The sequence below is a fragment of the Pyramidobacter sp. YE332 genome (assembly GCF_033060595.1).
Lineage (GTDB): Bacteria > Synergistota > Synergistia > Synergistales > Dethiosulfovibrionaceae > Pyramidobacter.
In genome coordinates this window covers 1,359,920-1,383,847 of sequence record NZ_CP133038.1, presented here as the reverse complement: position 1 = coordinate 1,383,847, position 23,928 = coordinate 1,359,920, and the positions used below count along the sequence as shown (strand labels likewise).

General features: G+C 61.4%; 22 protein-coding genes. 20 read left to right on the top strand and 2 right to left on the bottom strand.

The window, feature by feature from the left end; genetic code table 11:
• Window positions 1–93: 93 nt before the first annotated feature.
• A complete protein-coding gene (locus RAH42_RS06485; protein ID WP_317540227.1) occupies window positions 94–969 on the top strand; it encodes an NAD(+)/NADH kinase in 876 nt (291 codons plus the stop codon).
• Window positions 962–2,671: an AAA family ATPase gene (locus RAH42_RS06480; RefSeq protein WP_317540226.1), complete on the top strand. Its 1,710-nt coding sequence runs from the start codon at window positions 962–964 to the stop codon at window positions 2,669–2,671. The genes RAH42_RS06485 and RAH42_RS06480 overlap by 8 nt, the downstream gene beginning before the upstream one ends.
• A gap of 52 nt (window positions 2,672–2,723) precedes the next feature.
• Here the strand turns inward: RAH42_RS06480 and RAH42_RS06475 are convergent, their stop codons facing one another.
• Window positions 2,724–3,401 carry a GntR family transcriptional regulator gene (locus RAH42_RS06475; RefSeq protein WP_078016800.1) on the bottom strand — a complete coding sequence of 226 codons (678 nt, stop codon included), beginning with the start codon at window positions 3,399–3,401 and terminating at the stop codon, window positions 2,724–2,726.
• Window positions 3,402–3,602: 201 nt separating this feature from the next.
• Here RAH42_RS06475 and RAH42_RS06470 point away from each other — a divergent pair, with 201 nt between their 5' ends.
• The 8 genes from RAH42_RS06470 (at window position 3,603) to RAH42_RS06435 (ending at window position 12,127) form a co-directional block, all read left to right on the top strand.
• Window positions 3,603–4,565 carry an L-threonine 3-dehydrogenase gene (locus tag RAH42_RS06470; RefSeq protein WP_120371991.1) on the top strand — a complete coding sequence of 321 codons (963 nt, stop codon included), beginning with the start codon at window positions 3,603–3,605 and terminating at the stop codon, window positions 4,563–4,565.
• A gap of 32 nt (window positions 4,566–4,597) precedes the next feature.
• Window positions 4,598–5,824, top strand: a complete 1,227-nt coding sequence (locus tag RAH42_RS06465; RefSeq protein WP_078016798.1) for an aminotransferase class I/II-fold pyridoxal phosphate-dependent enzyme — start codon at window positions 4,598–4,600, stop codon at window positions 5,822–5,824.
• A gap of 215 nt (window positions 5,825–6,039) precedes the next feature.
• Complete coding sequence (gene rpsO / locus RAH42_RS06460; protein ID WP_078016986.1) at window positions 6,040–6,306, top strand: 30S ribosomal protein S15; 267 nt, start codon at window positions 6,040–6,042, stop codon at window positions 6,304–6,306.
• 197 nt (window positions 6,307–6,503) lie between these two features.
• The gene (locus RAH42_RS06455) at window positions 6,504–8,759 is read left to right on the top strand and encodes a polyribonucleotide nucleotidyltransferase (RefSeq protein ID WP_120371990.1); all 2,256 of its coding nucleotides are present in this window, start codon (window positions 6,504–6,506) and stop codon (window positions 8,757–8,759) included.
• Between the two features lie 2 nt (window positions 8,760–8,761).
• Entirely contained in the window at window positions 8,762–9,199 is a 438-nt protein-coding gene (gene dut / locus RAH42_RS06450; protein ID WP_120371989.1) for a dUTP diphosphatase, read from the top strand.
• A 78-nt stretch (window positions 9,200–9,277) separates the two neighbouring features.
• Window positions 9,278–11,200 carry a threonine--tRNA ligase gene (thrS, locus tag RAH42_RS06445; RefSeq protein WP_199674670.1) on the top strand — a complete coding sequence of 641 codons (1,923 nt, stop codon included), beginning with the start codon at window positions 9,278–9,280 and terminating at the stop codon, window positions 11,198–11,200.
• 277 nt (window positions 11,201–11,477) lie between these two features.
• On the top strand, window positions 11,478–11,786 hold the full coding sequence (locus RAH42_RS06440) for a type II toxin-antitoxin system RelB/DinJ family antitoxin (RefSeq protein WP_120371988.1): 309 nt from the start codon (window positions 11,478–11,480) through the stop codon (window positions 11,784–11,786).
• Complete coding sequence (locus RAH42_RS06435; RefSeq protein ID WP_078016990.1) at window positions 11,783–12,127, top strand: type II toxin-antitoxin system RelE/ParE family toxin; 345 nt, start codon at window positions 11,783–11,785, stop codon at window positions 12,125–12,127. The genes RAH42_RS06440 and RAH42_RS06435 overlap by 4 nt, the downstream gene beginning before the upstream one ends.
• On the opposite strand, the gene RAH42_RS06430 is transcribed toward RAH42_RS06435, so the two are convergent.
• A complete protein-coding gene (locus tag RAH42_RS06430) occupies window positions 12,102–12,743 on the bottom strand; it encodes a hypothetical protein (protein ID WP_317540225.1) in 642 nt (213 codons plus the stop codon). The genes RAH42_RS06435 and RAH42_RS06430 overlap by 26 nt on opposite strands.
• Window positions 12,744–12,785: 42 nt before the next feature.
• Between RAH42_RS06430 and RAH42_RS06425 the strand changes: the two genes are divergently transcribed.
• The 10 genes from RAH42_RS06425 to RAH42_RS06380 all read left to right on the top strand — a co-directional run bounded on the left by RAH42_RS06425 (window position 12,786) and on the right by RAH42_RS06380 (window position 23,915).
• Complete coding sequence (locus RAH42_RS06425; protein WP_317540224.1) at window positions 12,786–14,978, top strand: YadA-like family protein; 2,193 nt, start codon at window positions 12,786–12,788, stop codon at window positions 14,976–14,978.
• A 376-nt stretch (window positions 14,979–15,354) separates the two neighbouring features.
• Window positions 15,355–17,832, top strand: coding sequence for a LuxR C-terminal-related transcriptional regulator (locus RAH42_RS06420; protein ID WP_317540223.1), 2,478 nt, complete (start codon window positions 15,355–15,357; stop codon window positions 17,830–17,832).
• 236 nt (window positions 17,833–18,068) lie between these two features.
• Entirely contained in the window at window positions 18,069–18,605 is a 537-nt protein-coding gene (infC, locus tag RAH42_RS06415) for a translation initiation factor IF-3 (RefSeq protein ID WP_120372986.1), read from the top strand.
• 27 nt (window positions 18,606–18,632) lie between these two features.
• Window positions 18,633–18,833, top strand: a complete 201-nt coding sequence (gene rpmI / locus RAH42_RS06410; RefSeq protein WP_078016994.1) for a 50S ribosomal protein L35 — start codon at window positions 18,633–18,635, stop codon at window positions 18,831–18,833.
• Between the two features lie 26 nt (window positions 18,834–18,859).
• Window positions 18,860–19,216 carry a 50S ribosomal protein L20 gene (gene rplT, locus RAH42_RS06405; protein WP_009163740.1) on the top strand — a complete coding sequence of 119 codons (357 nt, stop codon included), beginning with the start codon at window positions 18,860–18,862 and terminating at the stop codon, window positions 19,214–19,216.
• A 139-nt stretch (window positions 19,217–19,355) separates the two neighbouring features.
• Window positions 19,356–20,399, top strand: coding sequence for a phenylalanine--tRNA ligase subunit alpha (gene pheS / locus RAH42_RS06400; RefSeq protein ID WP_317540222.1), 1,044 nt, complete (start codon window positions 19,356–19,358; stop codon window positions 20,397–20,399).
• Window positions 20,399–22,780: a phenylalanine--tRNA ligase subunit beta gene (pheT, locus tag RAH42_RS06395; protein WP_317540221.1), complete on the top strand. Its 2,382-nt coding sequence runs from the start codon at window positions 20,399–20,401 to the stop codon at window positions 22,778–22,780. The genes pheS and pheT overlap by 1 nt, the downstream gene beginning before the upstream one ends.
• Before the next feature lie 49 nt (window positions 22,781–22,829).
• On the top strand, window positions 22,830–23,123 hold the full coding sequence (locus RAH42_RS06390; protein WP_078016997.1) for a hypothetical protein: 294 nt from the start codon (window positions 22,830–22,832) through the stop codon (window positions 23,121–23,123).
• A gap of 4 nt (window positions 23,124–23,127) precedes the next feature.
• Window positions 23,128–23,415: a hypothetical protein gene (locus RAH42_RS06385; protein WP_078016998.1), complete on the top strand. Its 288-nt coding sequence runs from the start codon at window positions 23,128–23,130 to the stop codon at window positions 23,413–23,415.
• The gene (locus RAH42_RS06380) at window positions 23,412–23,915 is read left to right on the top strand and encodes a CvpA family protein (protein WP_317540220.1); all 504 of its coding nucleotides are present in this window, start codon (window positions 23,412–23,414) and stop codon (window positions 23,913–23,915) included. The genes RAH42_RS06385 and RAH42_RS06380 overlap by 4 nt, the downstream gene beginning before the upstream one ends.
• Window positions 23,916–23,928: the final 13 nt, after the last annotated feature.

Sequence of the window (23,928 nt, the reverse complement as noted above, 5' to 3'; positions counted from 1 at the left end):
TTTGAATTGTCGGCTTCGTGAAATCTGCTATAATCGCATTGAATTCTTTTTGTGAAACGGAATCCCTGGTGTATTTCCGATGGAGGACAGTCGATGAAATTCGGCCTGATTGTTAATTTGTCGAAGCCCGAAGCGGTCCAGCTGGCTGAGGAGCTGTGCGCGTGGGGAAGAAAGAGGGACAATCCCTTTTTGCTCTTTGCCGATGAGGCGGCCGCGCTCCGTCAGAGCGGGATCCCTCTCGACCGTTGGCTGGCGGAGGTGGAGACGGCGCTGGTGATCGGCGGCGACGGCACTTTTCTGCAGGCCGCCCATCTGGTGCAGCACAGCGGCATCAACCTGTTCGGCGTCTCCGTGGGACACCTGGGCTTCCTGGCGGTCGGCGATCCGCGGCGCGTGCGCGAACAGATCGAGCAGATCGAAAAGGGCGATTTTAAGATCGAACGGCGGCGTTGTCTCGAAGGCGTATTGGCGACGGAGGAGAAAGAACGGCGCGTTTTCGCTCTCAACGATCTCGTGCTCAGCAAGGGGATCCAGGCGCGGCTGGTCTCTCTCGACGTGCAGGTGCAGGGGAAGCCGATATGCGAATACCGCGCCGACGGCGTGATCATTTCGACGCCGACGGGATCTACGGCTTATGCGCTTTCCGCGGGCGGGCCGATCGTGCCGCCGTCGCTGGACTGCATGCTGCTGGTCCCCATTTGCGCGCACACGTTATATGCGCGCCCCACGCTGCTGGGGCCGGACGACTGCCTGACGCTGCGCCCGACGGAAAATTCCGAGCTGTTTTTGACGGTGGACGGCGCCGACGTTTACCCTTTTTCCAGCCGCGATCGTCTCGATGTGCGGCTCTCCAGGGATCACGGCGTCAACACCATCTCGCTGCCTCAGTTCGACTATTACGATCTGCTCCACGAAAAGCTCCTGTGGGGCTGGAATCCAGTTTCCGAAAGGAGCGCCCGCCGTGCTTGAAGAGCTGAAACTCGTTTCCGTGGGCGGCATCGGGCAGGTTTCGCTGCGCTTCGGCGCCGGATTGACGGCGGTGACGGGGGAGAGCGGGGCCGGAAAAAGCAGTCTGGTGCGCGGGCTTGAACTGGTCTGTGGAAAGCGCAGTTCCAGTGGCACGATTCGCGCCGGAGATGAGATCGCCGTCGCGGAGGCGTTCTTTTATCAGCCCGACCGCCTGGAGGGCGTCGGCGAGGAGCTGCAGCCTCAGGATTGTTCGCTGGCGCTGCGGCGCGAACTGTCGCGCTCCGGGCGCGGCAGGTGTTCCGTCCAGGGGCGGACGGTGCCGTTGAACGCCGTCCTGGATCTGGCTCCCCGGCTGCTCACGATCCAAAGCCAGTTCGCCCAGCTCGAGCTGCTCGACCCCGACCGTCAGCTCAAAATCCTCGACGCCTGCGGCGGCGAAGGGCTGAAAGAGACGAAGGTCCGGCTCGAAAAGGAATTTTACAAAGTCTTGGACTGCGAGCGGGAACTGCGCCGCAACAAACAGCGCGAACAGGGAATCACCTCGGCGTACGGGGCGCTGGCCGAGATCGCGCCTTTTTTGGAACGCGCCGGTCTGCAGCCCGACAGCGAAGAACGGCTGAATGAGGACTTCGCCGAAACGGAGCGCGAACTCAAACGCCTGCGCGAGCTGCGCGGCCGCTTCCGCATGCTGCAGAACCAGGAAAGCGGCGGACTGGTCTCCGAGCTTTCGGGCGTCCTCAACGGCCTTTCCGAGCTCGTGCCCTGCGAGAACCGCGAGGCGCTCGGCGAGATGTCGCAAAAAGCGATCGCCGTTCTCGAAGACCTTGCGGGAGCGATCGGCGCGCTGGCCTCTTCGGAAGCGCTCGAGAATCTCGAAGCGGAACTGGAAGCTCTTGAAGCTTCCCTCGGTCAGATTCGCAAGAGCAAGCGCCTTGCCAAGGTGAACACCGTCGAGGAACTGCTGGAATACTGGCATAAAGGCGAGGAAGAATCGCGCTGGCTGGCCGGATCGGGAAAAATCCAGGCCGACCTGAACGAGAAAATCGCGGCCGCCAAGAAAGCCGTCGCGAAGGAAGCCCGTACGCTGCTGGAGCAGCGCACCGCGGCGGCGCTGGCGCTTCAGCAGCGAGTCAGCGAGAATCTCGCCGGCGTGGCGATGGAGAACACGCAGTTCCGCATCCGCATCACCGAAACGAATAAACTGAAAGCAAACGGCGCCGAGAAGGTGGATTTCGTCCTGCGGCGCGGCGATCAGGAAATTCCGGTAGCGAAAGCGGCTTCCGGCGGCGAGCTGAGCCGTATCCTTTTGGCCATCCAGATCTCGCTTCCCGATGAACTGATGCCGCCCACGGTCGTTTTCGACGAAGTGGAAGCCGGGCTGGGCGGACGGGCCGCCTATCTGACCGGCCTGAAGCTGCGCGAGCTGGCCGACCGCGTCCAGGTCATTCTGATCACCCATGAAGCCAGCATCGCGGCGCTGGCAAACCGACATTACCGCGTGACGCGCCGGGGCACGCTCTCCACCGTGACGCGCGTCGAGGGGGAAGAGCGGATCCGGGAGATCGCGCGGATGCTCTCCGGAAACGACCAGGAAGAAGAGGCGCTTTCGCATGCGCGCAAGCTGCTTGGGGCAGACGCCGCCGACGAGGAAATCGTTTTTGATCCGGACCGTTTTTTTGACGGAAAAAGCAGTCCCTTGTGATCGCCGGGTGTGGACGATCGAAAGGGACTGCTTTTTTTTTGAGGCGGGCAAATTATTCGTGATTGCGATTCTGGACGTGGCGCATATAAGCCTGAAGGTCCTTGGACGTGTTGACAAGGTGGCTTTCCAGAGCCTTGAGCGTGCGGTCGAGGTCATGGGCCTTCACGCCGGCAAGGATTTCGCGGTGCTGCTCCTCCGATTCCTTGCGCATGGAACTGAGATGGTTGCGGATGTAACGGTCGACCTGACGGCGCAGTTTGGCGAGCATATCGAGCGTCATCGGTCGGTCGGCCGGCTCGTACAGCGAGGAATGGAAGAGCACGTTCATGTCGCGCCATTTGACGGGATCTTCCTCTTTTTCCATCCTGTCCAGCAGCACCTCTTCTTCCTGGATCAGCGCGTTCGAGATCAGGTCGAAGGAGACTTTCATGATGCCGACTTCGAGCCAGGTGATCATGTCGTAAATTTCGCGGGCGTCTTCAAGGCTCAGCCCGGAAACGATCGCGCCGCGACGGCCGCGGAATTCGACCAGCCCTTCGATCTCGAGCTGCTTCAAAGCTTCCCGCAGCGGGATCGGGCTGACGCCCATCCGCGCCGCGAGCTGGTTCTGCAGCAACTGCTCGTTTTCCTGAAGAATTCCCCGATAAATGGCCTCGCGCAGCACGTTGGCGATGTAGTACGAGGCGGCCTTGTCTCCGCTGATACGAGGCATCAGCTCTTCCAATGTCATGTTTCAGATTTCTCCCTTCCCGAAAGCAAAATTTCTGCCTGGATACTATATTATTCTACTCTCTCGGAGTATAAAAATCCATGTCCTATTTTTATGTTATTTTATTATATATAGAATCTCATTTCGAATTATACTCATTTGACAAACAAACTTCGCCTCCATATACTTAAGAAAAATAAGAAGTCAACTGGAGGCGTTTTGATGAAAAAGATCATGGTTTCTGGCTGTCTCGGCCAGATCGGCACAGAGCTCGTCACCAAGCTGAGACGTGATTACGGCGCGGAAAACGTTCTCGCGACCGATATCCGCGAGGACTCGGCCCATGTCCTTCCCGAGGGGCCTTTTGTGATTCTCGACGCCCGCGACGGCAAAAAGTACGCGGAGCAGGTCGAAAAGTTCAAGCCGGACACGATCTATCATTTGGCCGGACTGCTTTCCGCGACGGCCGAGAAGAAACCTCAGCTCGCCTGGGACATCAACATCAACGGGGTCTACAACGCCCTCGAATGCGGTCGGATCTATCACAGCGCCGTCTTTTTCCCCAGTTCCATCGCCGCCTTCGGCCCCGATACGCCTCGCGACAAAACGCCGCAGGACACGCTGCAGCGCCCCAATACGATCTACGGCGTGACGAAAGTGGCCAGCGAACTCCTGGCGGAATATTACCATAAAAAATGGGGCGTCGATACCCGCGGTGTGCGTTTCCCCGGCCTGATCTCCTACAAGACGCTGCCCGGCGGCGGCACCACCGATTACGCCGTCGACATCTACTATCAGGCCGTGCAGCAGGGCAAGTACACCAGCTACATCGCCAGGGGCACCTACATGGACATGATGTACATCCCCGACGCGATCGACGGCATGATCCAGCTGATGGAAGCCGATCCGTCGCGGCTGGTCCACCGCTGCTGCTTCAACATCACCAGCATGAGTTTCGAGCCGGAACAGGTCGCCGCGGCGATCCGCGCCCATATCCCTTCGTTCGCGATGGATTACGCCGTCGATCCCGTGCGCCAGGCCATCGCCGACAGCTGGCCGAACTCTCTCGACGATTCGGCTGCCAGGGCGGAATGGGACTGGGATCCCAAATACGATCTGGAGAGCATGACGGTGGACATGCTCAAGAACCTGCGCGCCAAACTCGGCGACAAGGCGAAGTTTTAAAAAAATCTCGTAAGGCAGGAGGCATTCATACGATGAAAAAACTCGAAGCGGTACTGACGGCGGAGCTTGAAAAGTTGAAGCAGGAAGGCCGTCTGAAGGGCAAAGAACAGATCATCGTCGACGTGAAAAAGGGCGAAGGCGCCAAGGGGCCCCGTTATTTCCTGAAAGGGGAGGGCGGCAAGGAATTCATCCGCATGAATTCCAATTCCTATCTGGGCCTGTCGCTGCGCGAGGACATGATCGCCGCGGAGGAAGAGGGCACGCGCAAGTACGGCGTCGGTCCCGGCGCGGTCCGCTTCATCAGCGGCACCTTCAAGGCGCACCGCGACCTGGAGCACAAGCTGGCTGCCTTCCACGGCCGCGAGGACGCCATGATCTTCAGCGCCGCCTACGTGACCGTCGGCGGCGTCCTGACCTCGCTGATCAGCAAGGAAACCTTCGTCATCAGCGACGAACTGAACCACAACAGCATCATCAACGCCATCAAACTCGGCCTGGGCAAGTCGGGGCTGCGCGCCGTCTCCAAGCACAACTCTCTCGACGACCTCAAGCGCTGTCTGGACGAAGCCGTCAAGAGCGGGGCCAAGCGCGCTCTGGTGGTGACCGACGGCATCTTCAGCATGAGAGGCGACCACGCGCCTTTGAAGGAGATCGTCGAGCTGGTGCACAGCTATGACGATCGCTTCGCCGAGGACGCCTTCGTCGTGGTCGACGATTCCCACGGCGTCGGCGCGTTCGGCAGGACGGGGCGCGGCACGGAGGAGATCACCGGCGCCCGCGTCGACGTGCTGATGGGCACGCTCGGCAAGGCGTACGGCGTCAACGGCGGCTACGTCGTCGGTTCGCGCGCGCTGATCACGTATCTGCGCGAGCACGCCGCCATGTACATCTATTCCAATCCCATCACCGTCGGCGAAGCCTATGCCGCCATAAAGGCGCTGGAGATCCTCGACAGCGAAGAAGGCCGCACGATCCTCGCTCATCTGCGCGCCGTGACCAAGCGTTTCGAGGACGGCCTGGTCGCGCTCGGTTACGAGACGATCCCCGGCGAACACCCCGTGACGCCGCTCGTGCTTCACGACACGGCCCGTACCAAAGCGCTGGTCGCGCACCTGACGGAGCACGGCGTGCTGGCCACCGGCATGACCTATCCCGTGGTGCCCAAGGGCGCCGAGGAGATCCGCTTCCAGATCAACGCGGACCACACCGAAGCCGACATCGACGAAGTGCTGTCGGCGATCGCCTCGTTCAAGGGTTAGATTTTTTCCGGCGGCCGTCGGTCCGGCGCCCCGCTTTTTCCCGTCCCTCGCGAAAAAGAGCTTGCAACTCCTGCGAAGCGATGCTACAATGCTTTTCGACCTGTTACTCCGTTGCTCCCCCTCGGGAGCTTCCCGTTCCGCTTTGCTTCCATGGAGCGCAAAGTCGGAGAGGAGCTACGTTGTTTCAGGATTATTGCCCCATGAGGTGAAGCATTATGTTGGAGAAGTCAGTCAAAACCGAGCTCATCGAGAAGTATCGCGTGCATCCCACCGATACCGGCTCGCCCGAAGTGCAGATCGCCGTTCTCACGCAGAGGATTCGCGATCTGACCGATCACCTGCGCGTGCACATCCACGACCACCATTCCAAGAAGGGCCTTCTGACCCTTGTCGGCAAGCGCCGCAAGCTTCTGCGCTATCTGAGCGGAAAGGATTTCAACCGCTACAAGCAGCTGATCGAAAGCCTGGGCCTTCGCCATTAAGCCCAACGGAAAGAGAGAGTCCCGTTCGTTCGGAACTCTCTCTTTCTTTTTTGACAAAAAGTTTTCAGGGATTCTAAGGGCGATTCCCTCGGATTTATGCGCCGATCTTGAAATTCGACTCTCGCATTTATATGAAATTGTGTTATTCTTACGCTATTATATATCGCGATCGAAAAGAAAGAGGAGGAGTCTTTTATATGGAAAAGACCTACACACTGAACGTCGGCGGCCAGGATCTGGTTTTCAAAACCGGAAAAGTCGCCAAGCAGGCCAACGCGGCCGTTGTCGCGTCTCATGGAGAAACGACCATTCTCACCACCGCCTGCATGTCGGACAAGCCCCGCGTGGGATTGGATTTCTTTCCCCTGCTCGTCGATTTTGAAGAACGCTATTACGCCGCCGGCAAGATCCCAGGCGGCTACATCAAGAGGGAAGGCCGTCCTTCCCAGACCGCCATTCTCAGCGCCCGCGTCGTCGACCGCTCGATCCGTTCGCTCTTCGACGATTCCATGCGCAACGACGTGCACGTCGTCGCCACGGTGCTGGCCGTCGATCAGAAGAATCCCGCCAACATCCTCGCCATCAACGCCGCTTCCGTGGCGCTGACGATCTCCAACATCCCCTGGGGCGGCCCGGTCGGCGCCGTGCGCATGGGCTGCATCGGCGGCGAACTCGTCGTCAATCCCACCGAGGAGCAGATGGCCGAGAGCACGCTCGACCTGACGGTGGCCGGACACGCCGGCGGCATCACCATGGTCGAAGCCGGCGCCAAGGAAGTTCCCGAAGAACTGCTCGTCAATGCGCTGCAGACGGCGCAGGACGAGATCAAAAAGATCGTCGCGTTTCAGCTGCGGATCCGCGAGGAGATCGGCCAGCCCAAGACGGAGCTGCCCGCGCCGCTGGCGATCGAAGAGATCGACCGCTGGGTGAAGGACAACCTGAGCGAAGAGACCGCGAAGGCCGTGATGATCCACGGCAAAAAGGAGCGCGGCGCCGCGATCTCCGCGCTGGTGGAGAAGGCGACGGCCCATTTCGCTGATCTTTACGCCGACGCCGAAGGCTACATCGCCGGCGCGGTGGAAGCGCTGGTCAAAAGCACGATGCGCACGATCACGGCCCGCGACAAGATCCGCGCCGACGGCCGCGCCACCGACGAGATCCGCCCGATTTCCTGCGAAGTGAACGTGCTGCCCAAAGTCCACGGTTCGGCGCTGTTCACCCGCGGCGAGACGCAGGCCCTGGTAGTCACCACGCTCGGCATGCTGGGCGAAGACGATCAGATCATCGACGGTCTGAAACTCGACGAGCCCAACAAAAGATTCCTGCTGCACTACAACTTCCCGCCCTATTCCGTGGGCGAGATCAAGCCCATGCGCGGCCCCGGACGGCGCGAGATCGGCCACGGCGCTCTCGCCGAGCGCGCGCTGGCGCCGCTGGTGCCCGGCGAAGAAGAATTTCCCTACGTCGTCCGCGTCGTCTCCGACATTCTCGAGTCCAACGGCTCCAGCTCGCAGGCTTCGATCTGCGGCGGCAGCCTTTCGATGATGGCCGCCGGCGTGCCCATGAAAAAGCACGTGGCCGGCATCGCCATGGGGCTGATCAAGGAAGGCGACGACATGGTCATCCTCACCGACATCCAGGGACTTGAGGATCACTACGGCGACATGGACTTCAAAGTCGCCGGCACCCGCGACGGCGTCACGGCGCTGCAGATGGACAACAAAGCCGGCGGCATCACCCGCGAGGTTCTGTCTCGCGCGCTGATGCAGGCCCATCAGGCCCGCATGCAGATCCTCGACGCGATGGAAGCCTGCATCCCCGAACCCGCGCCGCTGTCGCCCAACGCCCCCCGCATCTTCACGATGAACATCGACGTGGACAAGATCCGCGACGTGATCGGCCCGGGCGGCAAGATCATCCGCAACATCGTCCAGGAGAGCGGCGCCAAGATCAACGTCGAGGACGACGGCAGCGTGTACATCTGCGCCGTGTCGCCCGACAGCGTCGAAAAAGCCCGCCGCATGATCCACGACATCGTCCGCGAGGTCGAAGCCGGAGAGGCGTTCTACGGCACCGTCACCCGACTGATGGCCTTCGGCGCTTTCGTCGAAGTGCTGCCCGGCAAGGAAGGCCTGCTTCACATCAGCGAGATCAGCACCAAACACATCGGCAAGGTAGAAGACGTTTTCGCCCCCGGCGATCACGTCATCGTCGAAGTCAAGGAGATCGACGACCAGAACCGCATCAACCTGTCGCGCCGCCGCCTGCTGGCCGACCCCGCCCTGATCGAGTCGGCCGGGCTGACGCAGTACCTTCCCGCAGAGGAAGAGCGCGACAAAATGATCGCCGCTTTGCCCGACGCATCCGCCCCTTCGCGCGACAGAACTCCCCGCCGCGACGGCGACCGCGAGCGCCGGGGCGACCGCGGTCCGTTCCGCCGCGACCGCCGTTGACCATGACGCTGACCGTCAGGATCCGGCGCGAGAACGACGACATCCCGCTGCCCGAGTACGCGACTGACCAGGCGGCGGGGATGGACCTTCGCGCCAGCGAAGATCTGGTGCTCGAACCCGGCCAAATCGCCGGCGTCGGGACCGGCCTTCACATCGAACTGCCCGCAGGGTACGAGGCGCAGATCCGTCCCCGAAGCGGACTGGCTTTGAAGCACGGCATTTCGGTGCCGAACGCGCCGGGCACGATCGACGCCGATTACCGCGGAGAGATCCGCGTGATTTTGGTGAATCTGGGCCGCGAGCCTTTTCCCATCCATGCGGGCGACCGTATCGCCCAGATGGTGGTGGCTCCCGTCACGCGGGTCAGCTGGCAGCCCAGCGAAACGCTCAACGAGACAGGCCGCCAGAGCGGCGGCTTCGGAAGCACGGGGACCCGTTAGGACCCGTCGAGGCAACACCGTACAATGCAGCGCGCTGCGCAGAGTCAGCGCATCGCGCTTTGAGAAGGAGGCAACAAAATGTTCAAATATCATGGCCCCGAAGGGCAATTGCTTGAAAGCGACGCGCTCAAGGCCGGAGACATCCTTTCCCGGTGGAAGCTGGACAAGGGGGCCGTCGCCGCTTTCGTCGACGGAGAGGAAAAAGATCTCGACGTCGTGGTCGATCATGACGCGGAAGTCAAGCCGATCACGCCGGAGACGGAGGAAGGACTGGAAATCGTCCGCCATTCCACGGCGCACCTGCTGGCCGAGGCCGTCATGAATCTGTACCCGGCCGCCAAGGTGGCCATCGGTCCGACGATCAAAGACGGCTTTTACTACGACATCGAATTCCCCGAGACCGTTTCCGAGGAGATCCTGCCCGCCCTCGAAAAGGAAATGCGCCGCATCGCCAAGCGCTCCATCCCGCTGCGCCGCGAGCGGGTCGGCGTCGCCGACGCCATCAAACTGTTCAAGGAACGCAGCGATCCCTACAAAGTCGAAATCCTCGAGGGCGTCGGCGACGAGACCGTCAACCTGTACTGGCAGGACGATTACGTCGATCTGTGCCGCGGCCCGCACGTGCCCAACACGCGCTTTCTGAAGCACTTCAAGCTGCTGTCGATGGCCGGGGCGTACTGGCGCGGCGACGAGCACAACATCATGCTGACCCGCATCTACGGCACCGCCTTCAACACGCAGGAAGAGCTCGACGCCTACATCGCCCGCATGGAAGAGGCGCGCCGCCGCGACCACCGCAAGCTGGGCAGGGAACTCGACCTGTTCAGCCTGCACAACGAGGGCGTCGGTTTCCCGTTCTTCCATCCCAAAGGCATGGTCGTCATGAACAAACTCATGTCCTTCTGGCGCCGTCTGCATTTCCTCAACGGCTACAGCGAGGCCCGCACGCCGCAGATCCTCAACCGCGATCTGTGGCTCCAGTCCGGCCACTGGGACCATTACCGCGAGAACATGTACTTCACCACCATCGACGACATCCCGCACGCGATCAAGCCGATGAACTGCCCCGGCGGCATCATCATCTACAAGACGAGCAAGCACAGTTACCGCGAGCTGCCCATCCGCATGGGCGAGCTGGGCGTCGTGCACCGGCACGAGCTCTCCGGCGCGCTGCACGGGCTCATGCGCGTGCGCTGCTTCACCCAGGACGACGCGCATCACTTCTGCACGCCCGAACAGATCAAGGACGAAGTGAAGCTGATCATGAAGCTGGAAGATTACGTGTACACGCACGTCTTCGGCTTCAAGTACCACGTCGAGCTCTCGACCCGCCCAGAGAACTCCATGGGCAGCGACGAGCTCTGGGAGATCGCCGAGAACGCCCTGCGCGAGACGCTCGAGGAGACCGGCACGCCCTACGTGCTCAATCCCGGCGACGGCGCCTTCTACGGCCCCAAGATCGACTTCCATCTCGAAGACTGCATCGGCCGCACCTGGCAGTGCGGCACCATCCAGCTCGACTTCACGATGCCCGAGAAGTTCGATATGACCTACGTCGGCGCCGACGGCAAGGAACATCGGCCCGTCATGCTGCACCGCACGATTTTGGGCAGCATCGAGCGCTTCATGGGCATCCTCATCGAGAACTACGCCGGCGCGTTCCCTTATTGGCTGGCCCCCGTGCAGGTCAAGCTGCTCGCGGTGAGCGACGACCATCTGTCCTACGCCCGCGAGGTGGCCGAGAAGCTCCAGGATCTGAACGTCCGCGTCGAGATCGACCGCCGCGACGAAAAGCTGGGACGCAAGATCCGCGACGCGCAGATGGAAAAGGTGCCCTATATGCTCGTGATCGGCGACAAGGAAGTGGAAGCGCGCACCGTGGCCGTCCGCGACCGCGCCAAGGGCGACCTCGGCAGCATGGATTTCGCCGCCTTCACCGGGCTTTTGGCGGAACAGTACGATCCGGAGAAGGAAAACTTCCGCGTCAGGCTCGGCCAGTAACGCGGAAACGGAGAACGGCAGCGGCGCGGATGGAAAAGAAGACGTCAGCCGCCCGCTGCGGCACACTTCATATCGAAAGACGACAGCGCTGGAAGGCCGCCCCTTCCAGCGCTGTTTGGTATGCGGCGACGGCGCGCCCCGATCGGCCTTTCGTTTTTTTGTCCGCGCCGCGTTTGGACGACGGACATCTCCTTTATTAAACAGCGAAGATTTCTGCAATATGACTTGCGATTGTACGTACAATCGCGTACAATGGACTCGAAAAGGAGGGATCTTCATGGCACAGAAATCTGCTAATTTATATGTAAGGATCGAACCGGATGTCAAAGAACAGGCGGAAAGCATTTTGTCTGCGTTAGGCGTGCCGGCTTCCAATGCCATCAATATGTTTTACAAACAGATCATCATCCACAGAGGGCTTCCGTTTGAAGTTGTACTTCCCGCCAGAAGACCGCTTGATCTGTCGGAAATGAGCGCAGTGGAGTTGTCGGAGGAACTTGAGAAAGGATATGCGGACATGAAGGCTGGAAGAACTAAGCCGGCGAAGGAGTTCTTTTTAGCGATCCGTAAAGGCTATGCCTTATGACGAGATATGAGACGGCTATTTCTTGCCAAGCAGAGCGGGACCTGCGGGAAATATTCGAATATATCGCCTTTGAACTGCTCGCTCCCGAGAATGCGAATTCTCAACTTACACGGCTGGAACGTGCGATAGGGAAACTTGAAACGTTTCCGGAAAAGTACAGGCAATATGCAAAAGAACCTTGGAAAAGCAGGAATCTCAGGGTAATGCCGGTAGATGATTATTGTGTTTTCTATATCCCCGACACGGAAGAAATGACGGCAACTGTCATTCGTGTGATCTATGGCGGCAGAGATATAGATAAACAATTGGAACAGTTCACAGATGATATGCCAGAGGTATGATAAAGGATCCTTTATCCCCTGTGCGGCTCAAATCGAACGCGCTCACTATTTTAACCGTTACGCTGATTCCCGTGATGTTCGGAAAGAGCGAAACAGGAAGGCCGGGCATTCCGGCAGAGACCGAACGCCAGACGATCTCTTGAGGGACAAAAAGACCTGCCCGGAGGAATCGCCGATCCAGATCGGCACGATGGAGCATTCCGTCCCGCTGGAGGTTTTGGCGGAACAGTACAATCCCGAGAAGGAAAACTTCCGCGTCAGGCTCGGCCAGTAACGCGGAAACGGAGAACGGCAGCGGCGCGGATGGAAAAGAAAACGTCAGCCGCCCGCTGCGGCACACTTCATATCGAAAGACGACAGCGCTGGAAGGCCGCCCCTTCCAGCGCTGTTTGGTATGCGGCGACGGCCGCGCCCCGATCGGCCTTTCGATTTTTTGCCCGCGCCGCGTTTGGACGACGGACGCCTCCTCCCCGAGGCCGGCCGCGGCGGATAACGCCTGACCGAGCTTTGTCATCCTCGAAAAGTAGCCGATTGGGTGACAGACTTTGGGGGGGAAAAATATTAAAATTTCCGTAGTGAACCGTGAGATCACGGTCGGCGCATGGGCTTGCGTCACGGATATTTTATCGTTTTTATTTTGCGAGGAGGAATTTCGAAAATGAAAAGAAACACGTCATGCTGGGCGGCGCTGCTGGGCGTCATGATCGCGGCGAACGCGGCGTTAGCGGTGGACGGGAACTTTGTGAACCTGAACGCGACCGGCGCCACGACGCTGGGCGGCACATTGGACGTGACCGGCGGTGCCATACTGCGCAGTACGCTGGACGTGACCGGCGGCGCCACGCTGCGCAGTACGCTGGACGTGACTGGCGGCGCCACGCTGCGCAGTACGCTGGACGTGACCGGCGGCGCTACATTGCGCAATACGTTGGACGTGACCGGAGATACGACGCTGAAAAACACGTCGGTGAAGGGTACGGCAACGTTCGAAGAGAATGTGGAGATGAAAAAGGACCTCTCCGTCGTGGGAACGTCCAACCTGAACGGCACGAACGTGGCCGGCCCTCTGACGGTGACCGGCGACACGACGCTGGGCAACGCCAGCATGACCGGCAATGTTACAGTCGGCGGCACGTTGGGAGTGACGGGCGCCACGACGCTGGGCGGTACGCTGGGCGTGACCGGCGATACGACGCTGGGCAACGCCACCATGACCGGCAATGCGACAGTGGGCGGCACGTTGGGAGTGACGGGCGCCACGACGCTGGGCGGTACGCTGGGCGTGACCGGCAAGGCAACCTTCGCGGAAGCGGAGATCAACGGCCTGCTGACGGTGAAGGGCGCGGCGACGTTCGAGGAGAACGCGGCGATGAAAAAGGACCTCTCCGTCGCGGGCACGTCCAATCTGCACGGCACGAACGTCGACGGAGCGCTCACCGTGACCGGCGACAGCGCCCTGCACGGCAACGTGGTCGCCGACAAGAACCTGACCGTCGGCGGCGCGTCGCTCCTCAAGGGCGACGTGACGATGGAGAAGAAACTGACGGTGAAAGGCGTGGCGACGTTCAATGATAACGTGACGATGGATCGAGATCTGAGCGTCGCGGGCACCAGCAACCTGCACGACACGAACGTCGACGGAGCGCTCACCGTGACCGGCGACAGCGCCCTGCACGGCAACGTGGTCGCCGACAAGAACCTGACCGTCGGCGGCGCGTCGCTCCTCAAGGGCGACGTGACGATGGAGAAGAAACTGACGGTGAAAGGCGTGGCGACGTTCAATGATAACGTGACGATGGATCGAGATCTGAGCGTCGCGGGCACCAGCAACCTGCACGACACGAACGTCGACGGAGCGCTCACCGTGACCGGCGACAGCGCCCTGCACGGCAACGTGGTCGCCGACAAGAACCTGACCGTCGGCGGCGCGTCGCTCCTCAAGGGCGACGTGACGATGGAGAAGAAACTGACGGTGAAAGGCGTGGCGACGTTCAATGATAACGTGACGATGGATCGAGATCTGAGCGTCGCGGGCACCAGCAACCTGCACGACACGAACGTCGACGGAGCGCTCACCGTGACCGGCGACAGCGCCCTGCACGGCAACGTGGTCGCCGACAAGAACCTGACCGTCGGCGGCGCGTCGCTCCTCAAGGGCGACGTGACGATGGAGAAGAAACTGACGGTGAAAGGCGTGGCGACGTTCAATGATAACGTGACGATGGATCGAGATCTGAGCGTCGCGGGCACCAGCAACCTGCACGACACGAACGTCGACGGCGCGCTCACCGTGACCGGCGGCGCGTCGGTGGGCAAGGATCTGACCGTGGGCGGCAATTCGCTGCTGCGCGGCACGCTGGACGTCGACGGGTTCGCGACGTTCCGTTCCGGAGCGTCGATGGGCGGCAACCGTTTGCTCGAAGTCGCCGACGGGCGTGTCGAACGGTGGAGCCAGGACGCGGTCAACGGCGGGCAGATGTGGGAGATGAACCGCCGCCTGAGCGAAGACATCCGCAACTCGGGCAGCCGTTCCGCGGCGCTGGCCGGCCTGCATCCGCTCGATTACGACCCCGGCGCGCCGACGTCGGTCGCGGCGGCCGTTGGCAGTTACCGCGGGGACACTTCGCTGGCTCTGGGGATCAACCATTACTTCAGCGAAGACGTGCTGCTGAGCCTCGGCAGCACAATCGGCAAGCAGCCCATGGTGAATCTGGGCGTCTCGTTCCGCCTCGGGCGCGACGCCAAAAAAGTTTCCAGCCGTCGTCAGCTCCGTCAGGAGCTGAACAAAAAGGACGCCCTGCTTCTTTCGCTGCTGCGCCGTGTCGAGAAGCTGGAACAGGAACGCCGCTGAGCCGGCGAAAGCAAACCTTTGCCGCCGGGGCCGACGCGGCGGCGGTGCGAAAAAAATGAACGGCGCAGTTTGAAACGAAACATGGCAGCCATCGGAGATTCGGAGGCCGCCATGTTTTTTCATGTTTCGTTCGTTTTTTGCGAGCGCCGCCGCAGGATGTCTGGAAGGCACGCGGCGGCGATCGGCCGGAGGCGAGACGCACCCGGGCAGAATCGTTGCATAATGAAGGAAAATATTGATTTTTTCGCGGAGGGGGGGTAGAATAAGTAAAAAAGAGATGAGGTTTTATATCGTTCGGAGAGCGGGAAGCGGCTCTCGATATTTTCGAATTGTTTTCCCGCGTGGTTTCGTTCGAACGAGGAAAGGAGTTTCTCTTATGATCTGCGCCGCGTCGAAGAAGGACTACTATTTTTCCGAACGGATCCGCCGCCGTATGGAGCGCATCCCGTCGCACCGCCTGACGGCGGTCGAGGCGCCTTCGGGCTTCGGCAAGACCACGGCGGTGCGCGAGTATCTGAGCGCGCTGTCCGACGGGGCGCGCGTCGTCTGGCGCACCATCGGCGAGGAGAACCGCCTCGGCGAATGGGAGGTGCTCTGCCGCGTCGTGGGCGAGGCCGATCCCCAGTGCGGAAACGAGCTGGGCGCGCTGGCCGTGCCATGGGACGACGAATGCCTGCCGCGCATGGAAGCGGCGCTCGCGGCCATGCGCCATGACGGCGAAGTCTACCTTGTCGTGGACAATTACCAGTTTGTGCGCAGCCGTATCCCCGAGCGTTACCTGAGGGCTTTTTACGGCGCGCTGCCCGAGGGCGTCCACCTGATCCTCGTCACGCAGCTCGTCAATCCCGTGCCCCGCGCGATCGTCGTCGACGCGCAGGTCAACCACATCCGCAGGGAGCATCTCGATTTCGACACGGCGGACATCGCCGCCTACTACGGCCAGCTCGGCCTGCGCCTCACGGGCGAGCAGGCCGAAGGGATCCGGCGCCTCACCGGCGGCTGGGCGGCCGGCGTGTACCTGACGGCGCTGGCCTATTCCGAGGCGGGGACGCTGCAGGCCGCCAACGACGTGGGAGCTCTGATCCGCGCCACCGTCTGGAACAAACTGAGCGGCGCCGACCGTCTGTTTCTGCTGCGTCTGTGCAATTTCGGCAGCTTCGATCTCGAGACGGCGCGCTTTCTCAACGAGACCGACTGGATCGACGAGAACATTCTCGACATGCTGGAGCGCAACGGTTTTGTCTGGCACGACATGGGCGAGCGGCGCTATTACGTCCACAGCATCCTCCAGCTCTACGTCAAAAAGGAGTTCGACGCGTGCTCCGGCGCGTTTCGCGAGCGTGTGCTGCGGCTGACGGCGCAGTGGCATGAAAAGCAGGGGGACAACTTTCTCGCCCTGCGTTACTACGCCCTGATCGGCGACTTCCGAGCGGCGCTGAGTCTGCCGCTGGCGACGTCGGACTTCTCCTCGAACGCCTCGGCGGAGAACAGGAAGCTGCTGCTCTCGGTGCTGGACCGCTGCCCGCCGGAGATCCGCGCCGAGTTTCCCCGCGCCATGATCGTCTTCGCCTTCGCGCTCTTCATTTACAACGAGACCGAACGCGTCGTAGCGCTGGCCCGCGAAGTGGAGAGAAACGTTGCCGCCAGCGCCATGAGCGACGAAGAGAAGCGCCGCCTCACCGGCGAGATCGTTTTCCTCACGGCGTTCCTGGCGCACAACGATTTCGCCGCAATGGCCGCCGGCTATAAGCGCGCCGTCGAGCTGATGGGCGGTCCCACGTCGATCATCAACATGAAAGGGCCATGGACGTTCGGCGCGCCGTCGATCCTCTACATGTTTTACCGGTCCGCCGCCGAATGCGACGTACAGATCCTCGAGAAGAACCTGCCTTATTATCTCGCCGCCGCCCGCGGCCACGGCGCCGGTGCCGACGTGGTGATGCGCGGCGAGCTGCAGTTCAATCGGGGCGACTTCGAGGTCGCGGAGATCACGGCTCATCGCGCCGCCTATGCGGCGCGGGAAGCCCAGCAGCTCAACGTCGAACTGTGCGCGCATTTTTTGCTGGCGCAGATCGCCCTCGCCATAGGCGACGCCGCGGAGTACCGGTCCGCCGTCGGCGCGCTGCGCGAAAAAGCCCGCGCTTCGAAGTCCGCCGTTCATCTCAACATGCTCGGCCTCTGCGAGGGTTTCCTCGGCGCGGAATGCGGCGTCGGCAAGGTGCCCGGGTGGCTGGCGGAAGGCGACGTCGCGTCGCGCGTGCGCTTCATGACCCGCCCGTATGCCAACGTAGTTTACGCCAAGTCGCTCCTTGATGCGAAAAAATATGCCCGGCTGGCCGGCATCGGCGCGGAACTGGAAAAAGCGGCCGCGTTCTATCCCAACGCGATGGCGCGCATTTACACAGGCCTCCACGTGGCTGCCGCTCACGAAGCGCTGGGCGCGGCGGAAGAGGCGGAGCGCGCATTGCGCGGCGCGCTGGACATCGCGTTGCCCGACGGCGTGATCCTGCCGTTGGCGCAGAACTTCGGCGCCCTGTCGCCGATCCTAAAGCGCCTGCTCGCCCGGGAATTTCTGAACGCCGCGGCGCTGAAAAGAATTTCCGCGCTGGCGAAGGTCTGGTCGCAGAACCTTCAGTGTGCGCGCGCAGCGCTGCTGGGCGCGGCGGCGCTGCTTTCGGAGCGCGAGCGCGAAGTGGCCGGGCTGGTGGCCCGCGGGCTGACGAACGACGAGATCGCCCGGCAGATGCACGTCTCCGTGGCGACGGTCAAATCGTTTCTGACACGGGCGTTCCGCAAGACCGGCGTCGCTTCCCGCGCCGAGCTGGCCGCCTGGCTGCTGCGATGGGAAAACTGACGAGCGTCGGCCGAAAGACGCGAAGTCGGCGCTTGCGCAAATCGTCCGCGGGTGTTATACTCTCACAAGCGATAGAGAAGCAGAGGGATCCCTCTCGCCTTGGTGGCGCCCTTCGGCAGCTGCAAGGTCATGCGTAAGGTCACACTGTATGTGAATGTGCATGAGGAGAGGCGGGGCCTTTCCTCATTTTTTTATCGCGGCAAAATCTTGTGGAGGTGACTCACATAGCTAAAAAAATGTCCGACGAGCCGAGAGTGAACGAAGAGATCAGCGCCGAGCAGGTCCTTGTGATCGACAACGAGGGCAGGAAACTGGGCGTCATGACTCCGGCTGAAGGAATCGCCGCAGCGGAAGAGCGCGAGCTGGATCTCGTGGAGGTCGCGCCGGACGGAAATCTGCCCGTGTGCCGCATCCTTGATTTTGGCAAGTACCGCTACCAGCAGCAGAAGCGCGACAAGTACGCCCGCAAGAAACAGAAAGTGCAGGCGCTCAAGGAGATCAAGATGCGTCCCAAGATCGACGAGCACGATTACGATTTCAAGACGAAAGCCGTGATCAAGTTCCTCGAAAGCGGGCACCGCGTGAAAGTGTCCATATTCTTCCGCGGCAGAGAGATGGCGTTTTTGGACAAGGGCCGTGAGGTCATCAACCGCGTTGCGGCTGACTGCGCCGCCGTCGGCAAGATGGACGAAGAGCCGCGCATGGAAGGCCGCTACATGAGAGCGTTGTTTGTGCCGCTTCCTGGTTCCGCCAGAGGCGACGGTAAAGAATAGAAAGCGAATTTTACGGAGGTTGTCAGTATGGTCTGGAAAGCAAAGACTCATTCCGGCGCGAAAAAGCGCTTTTCGTACACGGGCAACGGCAAGATCAAGTATCAGAAGAACGGACGTCGTCACCTTCTGAGCACCAAGAACGCCAAGAGACATCGCCGGCTGCGCCAGGCGGGGCTTCTTGCCAACGGGCAGGAAGAGATGCTGCGTCTGATGATGCCCGGCAAATAAGTTCAAAATTTCAGAGGTGAAGATCGATGCGCGTTAAAGCAGCCAGTTCCAGCGATAGAAAGTACAAGAAGCTTTTTTCCATCACCAAGGGATTCTTCGGCCATAAGAAGAACAATTACCGCCGCGCCCGCGAAGCCTATCTGCACGCCCTGAGCAGCATGTTCAAGGACCGCCGCCGCAAGAAGAGGGATTTCCGCCGCCTGTGGATCTCCCGCATCAACGCGGCCGCGCGCATGGAGGGCATGTCGTACAGTTTCTTCATGAACGGCCTGAAGAAGGCCGGCATCGAAGTGAACCGCAAGATGCTTGCCGATCTTGCCGTCAACGACATGGCAGCCTTCCGCGGCATCGCCGAGCAGGCTCGTCAGGCGTTGGCCAAGTAAGGTTGGACGAAGAGCTCTTCAACCTGTTCAATGAAGAGAGCGAAGGGCTCCTGTCACAGAATGACAGGAGCCCTTCTGTTTTATGAGGCCTGTCTGAGAACGGGAAGTTCTCGACGGGAACGGACAAGGAGGAAACATCATGAGCAGTGAAATCGCTCTTGAAATAGAGAAAATCCGCGCGGTCGTCGAGTCGGTTCTGAAAGACGGCGCTACGCTCGAATCGCTGAACGACTGCCGGATCGCGGTCTTCGGCAAGAAGGGCGCGATGACGGGCCTGCAGAAAATGCTGGGCAAGCTGTCGCCGCAGGAGCGCCCCGAAATGGGCAAGATCATCAACGGCGCCAAAGTCGAGTTTCAGAGCCAGCTCGACGAGGCGATCGAAACGCTCGAACGCCGTCGCTTGACCGAGATGGAACTGCGCGACCGCGTCGACGTTACGCAGCCCTTCCGCGGCCGGGCCTACGGCGGCGCGCATCCCGTCGTGCAGGTGACGATGGACGTGCTGGAAGTCCTGGAAGGGCTGGGATTCGTGACCGTGACCGGGCCGGAGATCGAGACGGATTTCTTCAACTTCGAAGCGCTGAACATCCCGCCGCACCATCCGGCCCGCGACATGCAGGACACGTTTTACTTCGGCGACGGCCGATTGCTGCGCACGCATACTTCCGGCATGGAGATCCACGCCATGCTCGACATGGGCGCGCCGCTGCGCGTGGCCTGCCCGGGGCGCGTCTATCGCCGCGACAACGACCCTACGCACTCGCCGATGTTCCATCAGGTCGAAGGCCTGGTTGTCGACAAGTCCATTTCCGTCGGCGACCTTAAGGGCTGCCTGGAAGCGATGATCCACGGCGTTTTCGGCAGGAAGCTGAAAGCCCGCTACCGCGCCAGCTACTTTCCGTTCACCGAGCCGTCGATGGAAGTCGACATCGAGTGCTTCAAGTGCGGCGGTTCCGACGCTCGCTGCCAGATCTGCAAGGGTACCGGCTGGCTCGAGATCGGCGGCATGGGCATGTGCCATCCCAACGTGCTGCGCTACGGCGGCATCGATCCCGACAAATACAACGGCTTCGCCTGGGGCATGGGGCTCGACCGCATCGCCATGCTCAAATACGGACTGACGGATCTCCGCGCGCTGTTCGACGGCGACGTTTCCTATCTTCTTTCCGGGAGGCATGAATAATGCTGCTCTCCATCAACTGGCTGAAAGATTTCATCACGCTCGGCGCGCCTCTTGAAGAGATCGCCGAGAAGCTGACGGTGACGGGGACCGAGATCGAGTCGGTCGCCCGTCCCTGCGCGGCCGTCAAGGGCGTGCGCATCGCCAAGATCGTCGAGTGCTCGCAGCATCCGACCAAATCCGGTCTGAAAGTGACCCGCCTGGACGTGGGGGAGAAGGAGTATCCGCTCTGCGTCACCGCGGCGCCGAACGTGAAGGTGGGCGACGTGATCCCCTGGTTCGCGCCCGGCTCGTCGACGGCCGGCGGCATGGAGCTGGAGTATCGCGATTTCGACGGTTTCAACAGCGCCGGCATGATGGCGTCGGCCAAGGAACTGGGCGTGCCCGATCTGACCGACGTGTACGGCATCCTCATCCTGCCGCAGGACGCGCCGCTCGGCGCCGATGCCGGCGCGTGGCTGGGGCTGGACGACACGGTCTTCGACATGTCGGTGACGCCGAACCGCGGCGATCTGCTCAGCGTTCTCGGCGCGGCGCTGGAGATCCACGCGCTGTTCCCGCAGTGCGATCTGCACGTGCCCGCCGTTCCCAAGCCGGGCTACGACGGCGAGTGGACGCTGCCGTTCGAAGGGATCACGCTCGAAAGCGAAGGCTGCCGCGCCTACCGCCTCGGCATGGCCGATTCGGTCCGGATCGCGCCGGCGCCGTTGCAGGCCGGCGTGAGACTGTGCATGTCGGGCATGCGCCCCATCAACAACATCGTCGACGCCACCAACTACGCGATGCTCGCCCTCGGCCAGCCGCTGCACGCTTTCGACGCGGCCAGCCTGCCCGGGCGCAACATCGGCGTGCGCGCCGCCCGAGACGGCGAGGAACTCGTCACGCTCGACGGCAAAACCCACAAGTTGCTGCCCTCCGACCTTGTCATCTCCAGCAGCGGCGTCGGCGTGGCGCTGGCCGGCGTCATGGGCGGGCTCAACTCGGAAATCACCGACAAGACGGAACACGTTCTGCTGGAGAGCGCCAACTTCGCGGCTCCCTTCGTCAGCAAGACGTCGCGCCGCCTCGGCATCCCCAGCGAAGCTTCGTTCCGCTATTCCCGCGGCGTCGATCCGCTGCTGACGGAGACCGCCATGAACTACGCGCTGCATCTGATGGAGCGGTGGGGCGGCGTGCGCGCCTTCTCGCGCAGCCTTTACGCCCAGAACGGCGAGATCCGGCCGGCCCGCGTGCCTCTGACGGCGGGAAAGATGAAGAAGATCCTCGTCTGGGACGACATGAACGGGGCCGAGGCGATCCTGAAGCGCCTCGGCATCGAAAGAGCGGCCGGCGGTCGGGACAACGCCGAATACGAAGTGCCGACACGCCGCTGCGATATCGCCATCGAAGAGGACCTGATCGAGGAAGTCGGACGCATCCGCGGTTACGACGCGATCGAGCCGACGATCCCCGTTCTGCACCGCGCCGGAGCGCTCAGTCCGGCCATGCGGCTGCAGCGCCTGCTCCGTTCCGTGGCGATCGGCCGCGGCTATACCGAAGCGGTGACGCTGAGCTTTATCAGTCCCGAGAGCCTGACGCTGCTTCGTTATCCCGAGGCCGGCCAATGCAAGGTCGTGGCCAACCCGATCAGCGCCGACATGTCGGTGATGCGCCCTTCGCTGCTTCCCGGGCTGCTGGACGGCGTCGGCAAAGCGGTGCGCGGCGGCTGGCGCGATCCTGTCCGCGTCTTCGAGTTCGGCCGCGTCTTCGTGCCGGGAAACGGCGCTGTCAAAGAGGTGGAGCGCATCGGCGGCGTCGCCTTCAGCGGCAAGGAAAAACGCGCACTCTACGCCTCCTCGAAAGAGGATTTCATGCTGGTCAAGGGCGACGTGGAAGCGCTGGCCCAAAGCTGCAACGCCGCGCTGACGTTCCGCCGGGCGCAGCGCGCCGACGGGCACGCCGGCCAGACGGCCGAGATCCTGTTCGACGGCAAGACCGTCGGCTATCTGATGTGCCTGAAGCCCGACATCGCCGCTCAGCTCGATCTTGACACGCCGCTGTACGCTTTTGAACTGGACGTGGAGCCTTTCATGGACGCGCCGCTGCCGCGTTACGCCAAGAACAACGCCTATCCGCCGGTCTACCGCGACATTTCCATGCTCGTTGCCAAGGATGTGCCCGCCGACAAGGTGATCGCCGACATCCGCGAAGCGGCCGGCTCGCTGCTGAGCACCGTGCGCCTTTTCGACGTCTACGAAGGCCAGGGCGTGCCGGAAGGATTCCGCAGCATGGCTTTCTCGATGGCGTACCGTCTGGGCGAGCGCACGCTGAAAGACGCCGAAGTGGAAGAGGAACACAACGGCGTTCGTTCGGGGCTTGAACAAAAGGGCTATAAGCTGAGATAATAAGAAACAGGTCCTTGCGGAAATACAGAAAACTAAGGAGGAAGAAACGATGACCAATTTATCCGAACTCGATCAGCTTCTGGAGCGCGTTTCCGGCCGTATCGGCGAGTTCGCCGCGTCCAACGCTTCTTTGCAGGACGAGCTGGCGAAGGTGAAGAAGCAGCTGGATGAAAAGGAGCTCGACAAGATCCGCGCGCTCAAGGAGAAGGACCGCGCCATCGAGGAGCTCGAGCGGGAGAAGATGAACCTTCAGAAGGAGAAGGAAGCTCTCGAGAGCAAGCTTGACGATATCGCCAAGAGCTTGAAAAACATCCTGCCCGACGCCGGCTTCGAAAGGCGGTAAGAACATGGAGGATAACACCCGGGAGGCAAGAGTCACTCTCGGCACCAAGACCTACCTCCTTCGTACGGCTCTTAAGCCCGAGCAGTTTGACGAAATCGTCGAATTCAGCCGGAAACTGTTTGCGTCCCTCGACCCCAAAGTCGATCAGGAACGGCGGCTGGTTCTCGGCTGGATGTACATGGCGTACAAACTGAAGCAGATCGAGGGGAAACTCGATCTGCTCCTGAGCAAATATTATTCTGTCGGCGACAACGCGCCGGAGAAGAGCGAGCGGAAAGAAGGCGCGGAATGACCCTTGTGGACGGATTCGACCTTTGCATGCTGCTGATCGTGGTCTTTTTCGCCGTCAAGGGGATTTTCCGCGGTTTTTCCGGCGAGATCTTTTCCCTGGCCGGCATCATCGGCGGCGTTTATTTCGGCTTCAAATACGCCGATCCGGTGGACGCCGCGCTCAGGAATTTTTTCGGCTTGCTCAACGCTTCGGTGAGCCGGATGATCGCGATCGCGCTTGTTTTCTTTGCCGTTTGCATCGTCTGCGCGCTGGTCGGCAAGCTCTTCCGCGCGCTGCTGTCGATGGCGTCGCTGTCGGCGCTGGATCGTCTGTGCGGTTTTCTGGTCGGCGGCGTCAAGGGCGCGGCGATCGTGATCCTCGTCGTCGTGACGCTGCAGCATGCCGAGCGCTTTCTGCCCGGCGTGGAACTGCGAAACAGCCGCACGGTGCTGCTCGTCAACGCGGTCCTTCCCGACATCAAAAACTCTCTCGACGCTTTTTTCCCGAAACAGATCGTATAGTTGGTGATCCGAG